At 42.7% G+C, this 14,607-nt stretch carries 15 protein-coding genes; 10 read left to right on the top strand and 5 right to left on the bottom strand.

Going from position 1 to position 14,607, the window contains the following annotated elements:
- The first annotated feature begins 68 nt into the window (after window positions 1-68).
- Window positions 69-1,355: a peptidoglycan DD-metalloendopeptidase family protein gene (locus CXF86_RS17295; protein WP_180961099.1), complete on the top strand. Its 1,287-nt coding sequence runs from the start codon at window positions 69-71 to the stop codon at window positions 1,353-1,355.
- A gap of 133 nt (window positions 1,356-1,488) precedes the next feature.
- On the opposite strand, the gene CXF86_RS17290 is transcribed toward CXF86_RS17295, so the two are convergent.
- The 3 genes from CXF86_RS17290 to CXF86_RS17280 form a co-directional block, all read right to left on the bottom strand.
- On the bottom strand, window positions 1,489-1,902 hold the full coding sequence (locus CXF86_RS17290) for a hypothetical protein (RefSeq protein WP_102039619.1): 414 nt from the start codon (window positions 1,900-1,902) through the stop codon (window positions 1,489-1,491).
- A gap of 72 nt (window positions 1,903-1,974) precedes the next feature.
- Window positions 1,975-2,481: a M48 metallopeptidase family protein gene (locus CXF86_RS17285; RefSeq protein WP_101089272.1), complete on the bottom strand. Its 507-nt coding sequence runs from the start codon at window positions 2,479-2,481 to the stop codon at window positions 1,975-1,977.
- A gap of 373 nt (window positions 2,482-2,854) precedes the next feature.
- The gene (locus CXF86_RS17280) at window positions 2,855-3,298 is read right to left on the bottom strand and encodes a DUF3010 family protein (protein ID WP_101089271.1); all 444 of its coding nucleotides are present in this window, start codon (window positions 3,296-3,298) and stop codon (window positions 2,855-2,857) included.
- 213 nt (window positions 3,299-3,511) lie between these two features.
- On the opposite strand from CXF86_RS17280, the gene CXF86_RS17275 reads away from it, so the two are divergent.
- Window positions 3,512-3,988, top strand: coding sequence for a YHS domain-containing (seleno)protein (locus tag CXF86_RS17275; RefSeq protein ID WP_257985411.1), 477 nt, complete (start codon window positions 3,512-3,514; stop codon window positions 3,986-3,988).
- 86 nt (window positions 3,989-4,074) lie between these two features.
- Here CXF86_RS17275 and CXF86_RS17270 read toward each other — a convergent pair whose 3' ends face one another.
- Entirely contained in the window at window positions 4,075-5,415 is a 1,341-nt protein-coding gene (locus tag CXF86_RS17270; RefSeq protein WP_101089270.1) for a DEAD/DEAH box helicase, read from the bottom strand.
- A 239-nt stretch (window positions 5,416-5,654) separates the two neighbouring features.
- Between CXF86_RS17270 and rssA the strand changes: the two genes are divergently transcribed.
- On the top strand, window positions 5,655-6,629 hold the full coding sequence (rssA, locus tag CXF86_RS17265; RefSeq protein WP_101089269.1) for a patatin-like phospholipase RssA: 975 nt from the start codon (window positions 5,655-5,657) through the stop codon (window positions 6,627-6,629).
- Window positions 6,630-6,730: 101 nt separating this feature from the next.
- Here rssA and CXF86_RS17260 read toward each other — a convergent pair whose 3' ends face one another.
- Window positions 6,731-7,729, bottom strand: coding sequence for an NADP-dependent oxidoreductase (locus CXF86_RS17260; protein WP_102039618.1), 999 nt, complete (start codon window positions 7,727-7,729; stop codon window positions 6,731-6,733).
- 179 nt (window positions 7,730-7,908) lie between these two features.
- Between CXF86_RS17260 and CXF86_RS17255 the strand changes: the two genes are divergently transcribed.
- From CXF86_RS17255 to CXF86_RS17225, 7 genes are all read left to right on the top strand, one after another.
- A complete protein-coding gene (locus CXF86_RS17255; protein ID WP_232775126.1) occupies window positions 7,909-8,361 on the top strand; it encodes a MarR family winged helix-turn-helix transcriptional regulator in 453 nt (150 codons plus the stop codon).
- A gap of 80 nt (window positions 8,362-8,441) precedes the next feature.
- The gene (locus tag CXF86_RS17250) at window positions 8,442-9,128 is read left to right on the top strand and encodes a hypothetical protein (protein ID WP_101089267.1); all 687 of its coding nucleotides are present in this window, start codon (window positions 8,442-8,444) and stop codon (window positions 9,126-9,128) included.
- A 456-nt stretch (window positions 9,129-9,584) separates the two neighbouring features.
- Window positions 9,585-11,702, top strand: a complete 2,118-nt coding sequence (gene nrdD, locus CXF86_RS17245) for an anaerobic ribonucleoside-triphosphate reductase (RefSeq protein ID WP_101089266.1) — start codon at window positions 9,585-9,587, stop codon at window positions 11,700-11,702.
- A gap of 66 nt (window positions 11,703-11,768) precedes the next feature.
- Window positions 11,769-12,233, top strand: a complete 465-nt coding sequence (gene nrdG / locus CXF86_RS17240) for an anaerobic ribonucleoside-triphosphate reductase-activating protein (protein WP_102039616.1) — start codon at window positions 11,769-11,771, stop codon at window positions 12,231-12,233.
- Window positions 12,234-12,368: 135 nt separating this feature from the next.
- Window positions 12,369-12,725 carry a YibL family ribosome-associated protein gene (locus CXF86_RS17235; RefSeq protein ID WP_101089264.1) on the top strand — a complete coding sequence of 119 codons (357 nt, stop codon included), beginning with the start codon at window positions 12,369-12,371 and terminating at the stop codon, window positions 12,723-12,725.
- 223 nt (window positions 12,726-12,948) lie between these two features.
- Window positions 12,949-13,566, top strand: coding sequence for a GTP cyclohydrolase II (gene ribA / locus CXF86_RS17230; RefSeq protein ID WP_101089263.1), 618 nt, complete (start codon window positions 12,949-12,951; stop codon window positions 13,564-13,566).
- Between the two features lie 88 nt (window positions 13,567-13,654).
- Entirely contained in the window at window positions 13,655-14,461 is an 807-nt protein-coding gene (locus tag CXF86_RS17225; RefSeq protein WP_101089262.1) for a hypothetical protein, read from the top strand.
- Window positions 14,462-14,607: the final 146 nt, after the last annotated feature.

The raw sequence follows: 14,607 nt of genomic DNA, 5'->3' as shown, positions 1-14,607 counted from the left end.
ATCAGCCTTCAATAATAGGAGGCATTTGGCGTGAATGAAAAAAATAATAATTCAAGGTTGGGATTAGGTTGCAGTCAGGTAAATTTTCTTTTTTAAAATTGTCGATTATTCGTTTCGCAGCTTTGCCTTCTCTGCACCGAAAAATCTTAATTGGTTCCGTGTTGTTGTTTGGTGCATCATTTTTGGTCCCCAAAACTCAACCGTTACTATCGCAACGCATTGCCGTTAAATTGGATATCGAAGCGCTGTCTTCGCAGTCATCCCCTCCACCTGTGGCAAGTGTTCTGCTCGACACTCCTAAGTTTGAAAAAGTGATTGTTAAAGGTGACACACTAAGTGGCTTATTTGAGCAAGGTAGCGTCGATCAGCAAACCATGTATCGCGTATTAGAAGCCGATTTAAACGTACTGGCACTCGATACTTTAATGCCTGGTAACCAGATCCAATTTTGGCTCGATGATGCTGGCGAACTAGAAAAACTCTCGCTCTATTTTAGTGCGGCAAGGCAAGTGACCTATAGCCGTTTTGATGACGGCTCATTTAAAGTCGATGAGATCCACATCGAAGGCATATGGCGTAATCGCAGTGTAGTGGGTGAGATTAATGGCTCATTTTACCTTTCAGCGAAGAAAATGGGCCTAAATGCGGCCGAGATCCAGCGCGTTGAATCGCTATTAAAAGAAAAGCTCAATTTTGCTCGTGACCTTCGCGCCGGAGACAAGTTCTCGGTACTGATGAACGATCAATTTATTGATGGCGTTGCGACCGGTAGCAGTAACATTTTAGGTGTCACAATTGACCGTGGACGCAGTAGCATTAATGCCTATCAGTTTAGTGATGGTAATTTCTATGATGAACAGGGCAGAAGCTTAGCAAGAGCCTTTCAACGTATTCCTCTTCAGCGGAATTACCGTATTAGCTCAAGCTTTAACCCTAATCGTCATCACCCTGTCACTGGCCGCAACTCTCCCCACAACGGCACTGATTTTGCTACCCCTATCGGCACGAAAGTTATAGCACCTGGAGACGGTATAGTTTCTTTGGTAACAGATCATCGTTTTGCAGGTAAATATGTGGTTATTGATCACGGTAATAAATACCGTACGCGCTATTTGCACTTATCAAAAGCGCTAGTCCACAAAGGTCAGCGAGTCTCTCGTGGGCAGGTGATTGCACTATCGGGCAATACTGGGCGGATCACTGGGCCACATTTGCATTATGAATTCCATATCAATGGCCGACCTGTAAACCCAATGAAAGCTAAGATCCCGATGGCAAATCAACTATCCAAGAAACAAATGGGTGCTTTTGAACAATTAGTTAAAGTGCGAAAAATAATGATGGGCCAAGTCTAACCGGGTTATCGGCTTAGCTTGTTAGAATAGCCAGTAGCGCTCAGCAAAAAACCATCATTAGATGGTTTTTTCGTTTTGATAGTTCAATGATTAGCATTGTTAAGGTGATAACTCATCGCAAACAATCGCGGTGTTATAATGCTTGTTGTCGCTGCTGTTGCTTAATCGCACACAGGCAATCTTTACCTCTTAAAGCAGGGCAACTCTTACAAGGGTTTGCTTTATAGGGACGGTAAAATACATTAGTGCTGTTAAGGCTTAGCTTGTCTATTAACCTGAGTGATGTAAAAGCACCATTATCATTGGCACTATGCAGTTTGGTATAGGCAATCGCAGTTTGTGTTACAGCACTGATGTTGGCTAGCTTCGCTTGGTATTTGAGTGTTTTTAGTTGGTATTTGTTGATTTTGACTGAGCGCTTATCCATGGAAATCTTATGTTTAATGCAATCTATTTTAGTTAAAGACAGATAGAAACTCAGCTTATGCTGCGACTTAGCCAGCTTATATTGGTATTTTTGCTGATAACTGCAGTGCTTCTCGCCCATAACAACTCGCTCTTTAAATCAAGTGTTTGCATTGTAAGTGAAAATCATTATCAATTAAAGAGTTTCGTTAAACTAGCGGTAAGGGTTTTGCTCTGCATCAATTAAGGTCAGTAGCAGCCTCAATTCAAATTCTAATTGATGGTAGTCACCATCCATGTGGCAGCATAGCTGGTAGAAGGCTTTGTTATGATCTTTCTCTTTCAAGTGTGCAAGTTCATGTACCACGACCATTCTAAGTAAACCTTCCGGAACCTTTTTCAAACGAGAGGAAATACGTATCTCATTTTTGGCCTTTATCTTGGCACCTTGCTTACGGGCAACGTAAGAGTGGAGACCCAATGCTTGATGACTAAGCGAGATTTTGTCGTCAAAAATAACTTTGGATAATGGTTGTGACTTGCGCAAATACTGGTTTTTGATGGCGATAGTGTATTCATACAGTGCTTTATCTGTTCTCACAGTGTGTATTTCAGGATGTCTTTTGAGTAAAAAGTCTCCCAATTTACCCTGAGATAATAAAGTTTGTACTTGCTGCTGGATCTCGGCTTGGTAGCCATTTAGGTAGGTTAATGTTTGCATAATGACTATAAGTTTTTAGGGACAGCTGCTTTTAAAGCAGCTTATCTTCATTTTCTGAAGATTAATGTCCCTAGGGGCTGTTGATTTTTCGAGCTTAGTTTTTGTTCGAATTCAATGATTTTAGTACAAGGCTTGAGCGATGATGCTTAATAAATTAAACAAGACTCGTAACGCACTCTTGTAACAAAAAAAACTAAAAGCATTGAAACGAACCCTAAGGGCCGCGCTTCTTGGCTATTTTTACGGTGTTGTAGGCTATTTGTGGAGAATGACTAAACGACATAACCTCCGCCTTGTCAAAATAGCCAATAAACTGCGGCAAAAACAACCGTGATAGATCAACAGCCCCTAGTACTATTTCCTCAACGACTGATTAGTCTTCTTCTCTTTTGAAGATGGTGCAGTTGTGAGATGCGTAAGCAGCATCAAAAGCATTTCGTTGAAAACGCTTTAGGTCTAGCCCTTCAAAGTCAACTTGTGGCGGGTTACGCTTTAGTTGTGCTTTAATCGTGACTGGAGAAATAAACGTTACCGGAACGCCAATCACTTGAATCACAGCTTCGAGCTTAAAGCTTGTGACGCTACCAGCGCCTTTACCTTTTTGCTCACGCTCAATGATGACAACTTCATCTACACGGTAGTCTTCTAAAAGTTTACTAAATGCAAAGTGAAACTCACGAATAGCGTCAGTTTGTGCTGAGTTTGAAATAGCGAATGATTTCTGACGGCAATCAGGCACATTGTAAGTTTCGCCTTCATAACTTAATAAACTGATGATGGCTTCGCCACCTTTTAACTCTACGCCACAAACTTTCATGATAAACCTTCGAAATAACAATATTGCGCATATTGTAGCGTTATTTTTGTCACTGGTCAGCGTTTAGCGTTAGCAATTGAAAATAAATTTCCTATTGTTGTATGACATTCAAACAAAATTAATCTGAAGTCAGTGCTAATGAAATACACCGAGCGGGAATTCGGTCTTATACAAAAGACACAGTGACTCCCTTAGGGGAAAGAGGACATTGCTATGAAGCTAGGTTTTATGAAAACAGATTTTCTCAGCCCCTTTTTTAAATTGACGGCACTATTATTGAGTTTTGTCTTAGTGGGGTGCACAAGCTTAGGTGGAGAGCTGACGTTTCAGGATAAAGGCGTGGCGGTGAATGGTTACGATGTCGTCGCTTATTTTTCCGAGCAACAGCCTGTTACAGGCAAAGTAGAATATAGTAGTCAGTACAACAATGTAGAGTGGCTCTTTAGCAGCGAGCAAAATAAAATAATGTTCGAGCAAGATCAGCAGTACTACGTGCCACAATATGGTGGCTATTGCGCTTATGGTATGTCTAAAGGGTTTGTGGTGGATACCGATCCAAATGCGTTTACTATTTTGAATAATAAGCTGTATCTAAACTATAGTCTTGGGGTCAGAGAAACTTGGCTTAACGATACGGCGGTTTATATAGAACGTGCAGATAAAAACTGGCAAGAGAAAACCGCTAAGTAATGTTATCGATGAAGCACAGAAAATAAAAAACGCTGGGATAGATAACCATCACAGCGTTTAATCAACAGCCTTAACTTAGGCTAAATCTAATCTTCAGGAGTATCTTGCAGTTTAGATTTAGGCTTTTTAAGCATTGGTGCGTCACCAACATCAACACCGGTTGCAAAACGTCTATCACGGTTAGCAGATGCTTTTGCTGCGGTTCTTTTCTTGGCTGTTACTGCTTTTTTCTTAGCTGCTGGTTTCGCTTTACTCTTGCTCACAGGTTTTGCTTTTAAACCTGCGAACTTACCTTTCAAGCCTTCAAGCTCACTAAAGCCAAACTTCTTGTTTAAGAATGTTTGTACCTGGGTAAAGTTTACCCAGTCTTTAGGGCCGACGAGTGAAACTGCATCACCTTTAGCGCCAGCACGGCCTGTACGACCAATGCGGTGTACATATTCCTCAGCAAATTTTGGCATATCAAAGTTGATCACTAACGATACGTTGAGTAGATCTAGACCACGAGAGGCCACATCGGTAGTGACCAATATCTGCTGCAAACCACGGCTAAACTCATCCATGATTTGATTACGAGCGGTTTGCTTTAACTCACCACTGAGTGATGCCGTTTTAAAACCTTCTTCAGCAAGCTTTATAGCGAGGCGTTCTGTATCGGATCTTGTGGCTGTAAAGATGATGATCTGCTTTTGCTGCTCATCTTTTAAGATCCGCGATAGTAGCGCTTCTTTATGATCAAGATGATCACATAGGAATATACGTTGAGTAATGTCTTTGTGCTCTAAATTACCGGCACCAATAGAGACATGCTCCGGTGTTTTAAGCAGCTCTGCAGCTATTTCATTGACATCGCCATGATCAAGCGTGGCAGAAAACATCAATGTTTGACGACGTTTATGATCTGCTGCATTGTTAATTTGCTTAAGTTGTTCAGCAAAGCCTAAATCTAACATACGATCGGCTTCATCTAATATGAGCAACTCAAGCCCATTAAGGTGCAAGTGATGTTGCTTAAGATGGTCTGCTAAACGACCTGGGGTTGCCACAACAAAATGCGGGTCACGAGCAAGTGCTTTTGCTTGGTCGTTAAAGTTTTCACCGCCTAGAATTTTGGTGGCTTTATATTGGGTGTTGGCGACTAGTAAACGCAGTTGGCTATAGACTTGGGTAGCAAGCTCTCGAGTCGGTAGCAAAATAACAACGCGTGGATCGCGCTTACTCAATGCTCTACACGAAATCATCCTTTGCATCGCAGGTAGCAAGAACGCCAAGGTTTTGCCTGAACCTGTTTTAGATGATGCCATTATATCTTTGCCCGCAAGGGCAATAGGGATGGCTTGTTCCTGGATCTCAGTTGGGGTGTCTATACCCATGTGCTTTAACGTTTGTAAAAGACGTTGATCCAGTGAAAAATCGGTGAATGGCAAAGGTGAACTCCTTAAATAATCTGACCGAGTATTATAGCCTAGATAGATAGAGCAGGGCTATGATTAGCCATTAAGTTTATGTCAAAGCTGTCGAAATAGGCGGGTGGCAAGCTGAATATGGATGCACAACACGATAGCGTGATTAAATTAGGTTAAAATTAGCGGCCGTAATGCCGTAACATAGCGCTGTATTGCAAAAGAGTAACTCGATCTTAATTAGCTTGTAGGAGTCGCAACGCGTGTCGGACAATAATAATTCAGTTAAAATTGGACTCGCTTTAGGTAGCGGTGCCGCTAAAGGCTGGGCGCATATTGGTGTGCTCAATGGGCTAGCCAAAATGGGCGTTTATCCTGATAAAATAGCTGGCTGCTCTATCGGCGCAGTCGTGGGGGCTGCCTATGCTAATGATCATCTTGATGAGCTAGAAACCTGGGTGAGAAGTTTTAGCAGCTGGGACGTATTAGGTTTGATGGATCTGAGCTGGCGAAAAGGCGGGCTGATTGGCGGCGAAAAAGTGTTTGATGTGTTGCAAAAACGGATGGGCGACATGCAGATCGAGGATCTTAAAAAACCCTTCACCGCGGTAGCAACTGATCTATATTCTGGTCAAGAAATTTGGTTTACCGAAGGTGATCTACGCCATGCAGTGCGTGCTTCATGTTCTATGCCTGGTATTTTACCGCCAGTCAAAGTGGCCGATCGCTGGCTGGTGGATGGCGCGGTGGTGAATCCTGTTCCAGTATCAGTAAGCCGAGCAATGGGTGTTGATATTGTTATTGCGGTTGACCTTCACGGGCTTCGCCGTGGGCGTATGCAAGTGTTGCCAGTCAACATGAAAAGTAATAAGCCGACAAACCAAGAAGTTGCGGAAGCAGAGAAGCATCAAGAATTGGGCTTTACCGATCTGCTTGCGCGCGGAAGAGATTATATTACCGGCTTAACGGATAAGTTTTCTCCTAGTAACAAAACTGGCGGTCATATTAATCCCAATCCCGGTATGCTGGCGGTGATGTCACAGTCGATGGAAATACTAGAACAGCGCCATAAGCGGGCGAGACTAATGGGCGATCCACCAGATATTTGTATCGTGCCAGATCTTGGTGATATCGGTACTATGGAGTTTCATCGCGCGGAGGAAGCTATTGCGGCAGGTGAAGCGGCAGTAGAGCAAGTAGCACACCTTATTGAAGCTGCATTGGCACCATACCGTTAAATAATCTTAACTTGATTGTAATAAAAGGGCCAAAAGGCCCTTTTATGTCACTGTTTTTCAGTGTGATATTAACGCATGAAGTATGCTGGTTTCTTAACGAATTAAGCCAGTTTTACAATCATCTTGCCGCGGTTTTTACCTTCAAATAGACCGATAAAGGCATCAGGTGCGTTTGATAACCCTTCATAAATAGTCTGCTCTGCAGTGACTTTTCCTTCAGCTAACCATTGGCCCATTTGCTTAGCGAACTCAGGGTAATGAGCCCAATGTTCAAATACAATGAAACCTTCAATCTTTAACTTCTTCATGATGATCATGGCTAAATTACTCGGTCCAGGTGTCGGCACTGTATCGTTGTATTGTGAAATCATGCCGCACACGGCGATACGGCCATGGTCATTCATATTGTTCAATGCGGCCGTTAAGTGATCGCCACCGACATTTTCAAAATAGACATCAACACCTTCTGGCGCCGCAGCTGCTAATGCAGCGCTTAAATCACCACAAGTCTTGTAGTTGATCACGGCATCAACACCAAGTGATTTAATATGCTCAGCTTTCTCATCAGAGCCTACGGATGCAATAACGCGGGCACCCATTAACTTTCCAATCTGTACAGCTACACTGCCAACTGCACCGGATGCTGCTGAAACGAACAGTGTTTCGCCCGCCTTTAATTCTGCAATGCGGTTGAGGCCTGTCCAAGCCGTCATACCCGGCATACCGAGTACACCGAGAAAGTGTGATTCGTTGATAGGAGTTTGCGGTAGGCGAGTTATTTCGGTGCCATCACTAACATAATGACTGCGCCAGCCGTGCATGCTGTTAACCTTGCTGCCCACAGGAAATTCAACATTGTTTGATTCTGTGACTTCACCAATAGCGCCGCCTTCAAGCACTGCACCAATCTGAAAAGGAGCAATGTAGCTTTTCCTATCAATCATGCGGCCACGCATGTACGGGTCAACCGACATCCATAAATTTTTGACGAGAAATTCACCCTCTTTAATGGCAGGTAAAGTCACTTCTGCTTCGGTAAAGTTACTGGCGTTAGGTAATCCTTCAGGACGAGATTTTAGTTGAATTTGTTTAGCGTTCATAATGAGCCTTTATTTTTGTTTGTGCGCAAATTAATTGTTTGCATCATAACTAACCGCCAAAATTTATGCAAATACTTTGCGCGCAAAATAACTCTGCGCAAAATAAAATACGATCAGCTAGTTTTGTTAAAGGGAGTCAGGTAAAATTGCAGTACTTAATAAAGGTAGTGAAGGTCGTAGTGAAAAACAAAGTGTCAAATAACGATACCGAAGCATGTCTGTCGGATAATGTTTGTTTTGCTCTGTATACCGCAGGGAATGCACTTATGCGCGCTTACCGCCCTTTATTGGATCAGTATGAACTCACTTATCCACAGTATCTGGTGATGCAAGCATTGTGGCTACAAGATAGAGCAAGCATGACCCAGTTGTCTCGCGCGACTCGTCTGGATATGGGCACATTGACGCCCATCGTTAAACGTTTAGAGAGCAAGTTATTTTTACAACGCTTGGCTGATGAAACCGATGAACGTAAAAAAGTTATCGCACTCACCAAAGCGGGCTTCGCTCTGCAAGCCGATGCGCTTGCACAAAAAAGTACCTTGCTTGAAAAAGTCAGCATGACTGAGCATGATATTGAATCATTGCGCACACTTTGCTTGACCTTAACCGCAGAATTGAACCAAAAGTAAGCAGTCAATTTTATCATCAAAAAAACGGCACGTTTCCTGCTTAGTTAGGCTATGACTAAATCAGTGCCGAATTTTTGACGATGAACCCACTTAGTAGTATCAATAACCCTGTAAATAGCGGCGCAGTGCTGGCAGATGCATATGGTGTGTCAGGCACTAAAGCGGGAGTCGGCAGCGCTACAGGCATCCAAGGCATTAATGCTGACGCATCAGCTTCATCAACAAATACCGTCACTAAAGATGATCATGGCTTAGTGTTATCTGGCCGCGCTGAGCGAGCGCAGAAAATAGAAGCCATGGCGAAGGACTTTTTTCAAGATGGCAGTTTCAGCTCTGAAAAATTACCCAGTCTTATTCAGCGGCTCTATAAAGATGGTATTTTGTCCGATGGGCAACTGAACCGTCTAACGAATAGTGGCTTTGATATTCCGCCCACTGAAGCGCAGTCATTAGCTGATTTTATTGACGAGCAGCGCGCGACGCTAACCAATAGTGATGAAGATAGAGAGCTGGCAGGGACGTTAGATGAAGCAAAATGGGTTATGCGCACGATGGATTCAATCCAGTCTCCTGCCATTGCACAAAAAGCAAATCGCGTTGCCACTGACATTACTGCTTTGCTAGGGTCTGAACGCCCACTCACTGATCAACAGAAGCATCAATATCAGGGCATAAAATCTTTAATGCAGTTAGCCTCAATGACAGGTGAACATCAACAAGCATCGGGTCAGCTGAACAGTTATTTGGCGCTCGCAAAACAGCATTAATGTCGTTGGTTTTTAGTTAACCCCCTAGCAGGTTATTTTGATGGCTTCACTGGTTAAAAATTGAGGCCGTTATCTGTAACGTTAACCCCATGAACGGTAACATCCGCTCGTTAAAACCGCATAAATCGGTTGTCGTTTACTCATCTTAATCAAATTCCAGCAGCCTCAACAGAGCGTTAAAAATAGCCAGTGAAAGTGCTTGTCTATTTATCCACAATTTATCCCTATTTTATACTGGCACTAGCTCGCTTATAGGCCATCGTCAAGGGCATAATTTTAGATAAGCGTGATCGTTCCCAGTTATTTTTTCTTATTATCTTCGTTGTTTAAAATAATGATCTGGATCAAAGTACTTCTCGTCTTTTTATAGCTTAATGCGCTACATATTGTGATTTAGAATAAAAGTGCCACTATATGTAGTGTTGCTTGTCGATGATGTAGAAGAGGAATTATACAATGCCAGTGGTTATTAAACGGGATGGTTACCGTACGCCTTTTGACGAAACAAGGATTAGAGACGCAGTGATAGCAGCTGCTAACTCGGCAGGTATTGATGACACCGCTTATGCAGAATCTGTCGCGAGACAAGCAGCCGATTCGGTGGCGACATTAGATGAGATAAATATCCACGATCTTCAAGATGCCGTGGAAAACTTGTTGATGGAAGGACCATATAAATCATTAGCGCGGGTTTACATTGAATATCGCCATGATAGAGATGTGAATCGGGAAGTCAGTAGCAGACTCAATCAAGAGATCCGTGGCTTAGTTGAGCAGAGCAATGCGGCGCTATTGAACGAAAATGCTAACAAAGATTCAAAAGTGATCCCCACTCAACGTGATCTGTTGGCGGGTATTGTTGCTAAGCATTATGCCAAATGTCACATCTTGCCAAAAGATGTCGTTGCTGCCCACGAGTCAGGTGAGATCCACTACCATGATTTAGACTACGCGCCATTCTTCCCTATGTTTAATTGTATGTTGATTGATCTTAGTGGCATGTTGACCGAAGGCTTCAAAATGGGCAATGCGGAGATTGAAACGCCTAAATCAATTTCGACAGCGACTGCAGTGACAGCACAGATCATTGCGCAGGTTGCCAGCCACATTTATGGCGGTACCACGATTAACCGTATTGATGAAGTACTGGCGCCATTTGTCACCAAAAGTTATAACAAACATTACCAAGTCGCGCTGACGTGGGGGATTACAGATGCCAAAGCATTTGCGATCTCATTGACTGAAAAAGAGTGTCATGACGCATTTCAGTCGCTTGAATATGAAGTCAATACACTGCATACCGCTAATGGCCAAACACCGTTTGTGACTTTTGGTTTTGGTTTAGGCACCTCTTGGGAATCTCGGCTGATTCAACAGTCAATGATGCAAGTGCGTATTGCTGGTTTAGGTAAAAACCGTAAGACAGCGGTTTTCCCTAAGTTAGTTTTTGCTATTCGTGATGGTATTAACCATAAAACGGGTGATTGTAACTACGACATTAAACAGCTTGCATTGAAGTGTGCAACAACACGTATGTACCCTGATATTCTTAACTATGAGCAGGTTGAAAAGGTGACCGGTTCGTTCAAAACGCCAATGGGTTGCCGTAGCTTCCTCGGGACATTTGAGGAAAATGGAGAATTGGTACATGAAGGGCGTAATAACCTTGGTGTCGTAAGTTTGAACTTGCCGCGCGTTGCACTTGAAGCCAATGGCGATGAAGCTGAATTTTACCGTATCTTAGATGAGCGTTTACTCATTGCCCGTAAAGCATTAGATACTCGTATCGCTCGTTTAGACGGCGTTAAAGCCCGTGTTGCACCTATCCTGTATATGGAAGGTGCATGTGGCGTACGACTACGTGCAGATGATGATGTCTCTGAGATCTTTAAGAATGGCCGCGCGTCAATTTCTCTCGGATACATTGGTTTGCATGAAACCATCAATGCACTTTACGGCAGCGAAACACATGTTTACGACAGTGCTCAACTGCGCGAAAAAGCGGTAACAGTGATCAAATACCTAAAAGCTGCCACCGACGCATGGAAAGAAGAGACGGGTTACGGCTTTAGCCTTTACAGCACGCCAAGTGAAAACTTGTGTAGCCGTTTTTGCAATTTAGATGCAAAAGCCTTCGGGGTTGTTGAGGGCGTGACATCTAAAGGTTATTACACCAATAGTTTCCATTTAGATGTTGAAAAGCAAGTTAACCCATACGATAAGATTGATTTCGAGCAACCTTATCCAGAAATCGCCAATGGCGGGTTTATCTGTTACGGCGAGTTTCCTAACATGCAAAACAATGTTGAAGCATTGGAAGATGTTTGGGATTATAGCTATTCAAGAGTGCCTTATTACGGCACCAATACGCCGATAGATGAGTGTTATGACTGCGGCTTTACTGGTGAATTTGGTTGTACGAGTAAAGGGTTTACTTGCCCTAAATGCGGTAACCACGAACCCAGCCGAGTGTCGGTAACCCGACGTGTGTGTGGCTACTTAGGTAGCCCAGATGCAAGACCATTTAACTATGGTAAGCAAGAAGAGGTTAAGCGCCGAATTAAGCACCTTTAATTTAAGGCCAGCGAGAACGAAACGAGGTGCCATCATTGGCACCTTTTTGTTAAGGAAGAGTTTATTATGCATTATCATCAATATTATCAGACCGATGTGCTTAACGGCCCTGGGACTCGAGCAACACTGTTTGTCTCAGGTTGTGAGCATCAATGCCGTGGCTGTTATAATCAATCGACGTGGAATCCGTGTTCTGGCCATCAGTTTGATGAGCCAATGATGCAGACCATTATTGATGACCTAAATGATACTCGTATAAAAAGACGAGGGCTTTCCCTGTCTGGTGGTGATCCACTGTTCCCTGGCAATGTCGCTGAGATATTCAAACTGGTTAAACGGGTGAAATCTCAATGCCCTGGCAAAGATATTTGGCTGTGGACGGGCTATTTACTCGAACAATTAACCATAGAACAACAAGCGGTGGTTGATCTGGTCAATGTGGTTGTTGATGGCAAATTCGAACAATCATTTGCTGATCCAAGTTTAGTTTTTCGAGGCAGTAGTAACCAAGTGATCCATTATCTAAGATAAGCTAAGCATAAACCTAGGTAATATTACGCTATATGCTGTTATAATGAGGCAATAATGACAAACAGCATCAATACTTTTTTTGAAGCTGTTTTTGTTTCTAAATATGTTATTTAGATTTGAATTTAAGGTTTGTAAATGAATTTAAAGCAGGAGCTGCAAACGCTCAACGATAAGCTCGATAAATTTGGTCGTAAGTTGGCAGCAGCTGAAAAGCGCGAAGATCCAGGGATCGTTATCCAGTTTAAACGTGAGATTGCCACTTTGACTAAGCGTATTGCTAACGTTAAAAAGCAGCAAAATCGTGAGCTAGGCAAAGAAGGATCAACGGTTAAAGATCTTAAATTTAGTCGTGTACTGACTAAAGAAGAGCAAGCTGACATGGGCAAACTGAAGAAGTCAGTTAAAGGATTAGTGGTTATTCACCCTATGACTGCACTTGGTCGTGAAATGGGTATAAAGCAAGTTACTGGTTTTGCAGCGAAAGAATTTTAAGCAAACAGTAAGCTAATTTATTCATTTAGTGAGCCGCTTCAAGTTTATGTGTGAGCGCGCAGCTTATGCTGCGCTATACCGCTCGTATATTTGCTAATTGATCAGCTAGTAATGGTTGATGTTTACGCTTTGCGGCGCTCGACGTTAGTTTTCATCCACATTAATATCTTTATCAGGATTCTCTGCAGTCTCAGGGAATGAGAGTAGTCGTTAAGGTTTTATCATGTCGATTAAATATATCGCGTCTTCAAAATTGCCAACACCTTGGGGTGTTTTTGAAATGCACGGCTTTGAAGATAGCGAGACAGGTAAAGAGCACGTTGCGCTTACATTGGGCGTATTTGATGCCGAAAGTCCTATTTTAGGTCGTATTCATTCCGAGTGTTTAACCGGTGATGCGCTTTTCAGTTTACGTTGTGATTGTGGTTTTCAGCTGCAAACAGCGATGCAAAATATTGCTGAAGTAGGTCAGGGCTTTATCCTCTATCTGCGCCAAGAAGGGCGGGGTATTGGGTTGCTGAATAAAATCAGAGCTTATGAGTTACAAGATGGAGGAGCAAATACTGTAGAGGCTAATGAGCGTCTAGGTTTTGCTGCTGATATGCGTAAATATGACATGATTATTCCAATGATGGAACAGATCGGTGTCAGCAAGGTTAGACTTATGACCAATAACCCGAGAAAAGTAAAAGCGATGGAAAGCTTTGGCTTAGAGGTTGTTGAGCGTGTGCCGCTTCAAGTCGGTAAGAACCGTTATAATGAAGCTTACCTTAAGACTAAGTCGACTGAATTAGGTCATATGATGTCAGAGTATCATTTTACCGAGGAAGATAAAGACTAGGCAGCAATTATTAACCGTGGATTTTCCTTGGTTATACCGCTATATTCAGGGCTATCAATTAGAGACCAGTTAAGTTGACATTTAATTTATGGCCCTTTCGCGTTACCTTTCAATTCTACTGATTTTTTTTGTCCTGCCAGCCAATGCTGAAAAGGACTACAGCCATTATGCATTTGCCAATTATTTAGGAAGCGGTGTTTACCGAACCTCTGGGCAAAATGCGACGGTTATTAATATCCCTTTAAGCTTCGACCTTCAGCGAACAGATACAGAATCCTTAGTGCTACGCACGCCATTATCACTCGGCTTTTATAACTTTACTTGGAGTGATATTCCTGACGGTGACTTTCCAAGCAGTGTTGGCACCGCCACTTTTACCCCCGGTATAGAATATCGAATAAAGACCTCTGAGACCCATGAGTTTCAGTCATATGTAGATTTAGGCGTTGGTACTAATACCACTAATGGCAATGATGTGATTATCTACTCAGCAGGGATGTCGAGCCTGCTTGATTTTGAGCTTAAGGATACAAAGCCCGTTTGGGTCAATCGTATATTCTTTGCAGGCTATCGCAGTCTTGATGACGCCCCGAATGAAACCTATTCAGCGATTCAATCTGGCGTGGATATTGGCACTAATTATCATTTTCAAGTCGCTGACATTGGCATTGAGCCAAGACTATTTGTGGCAGGTTATTGGTACTTTGACAAACTTAGGTTTGTGACGCCTTTTGAGGAAGATGTTTTGGTGACAAACAGTTTTGAAGCTGGGATAACCTTGGCTTTTTCAAAACCGGTCGGATGGGATCTGTTTAATATGAGCCGGTTTGGAGTGAGTTATCGTACTGGTGATGGGATACAGGTTTGGCGGCTTATATTTGATTTTCCGATGTAGCGGGAAATCTCACACCATTAAAAAAGGCTTAACAATCAAAGCTGTTAAGCCTTTTTTAATGGTGTGAACGATACCAATATTACTTAACCTGAACTCGGGATAATGAGTGTTTAGATGTTCTGAAGTATCTTTTAAAATCATTAGCT

The organism is Shewanella sp. GutCb (assembly GCF_002836135.1).
GTDB lineage: Bacteria > Pseudomonadota > Gammaproteobacteria > Enterobacterales > Shewanellaceae > Shewanella.
Note: the sequence above shows the minus strand (reverse complement) of the source record. Positions and strands in the feature narration are given on the sequence as shown.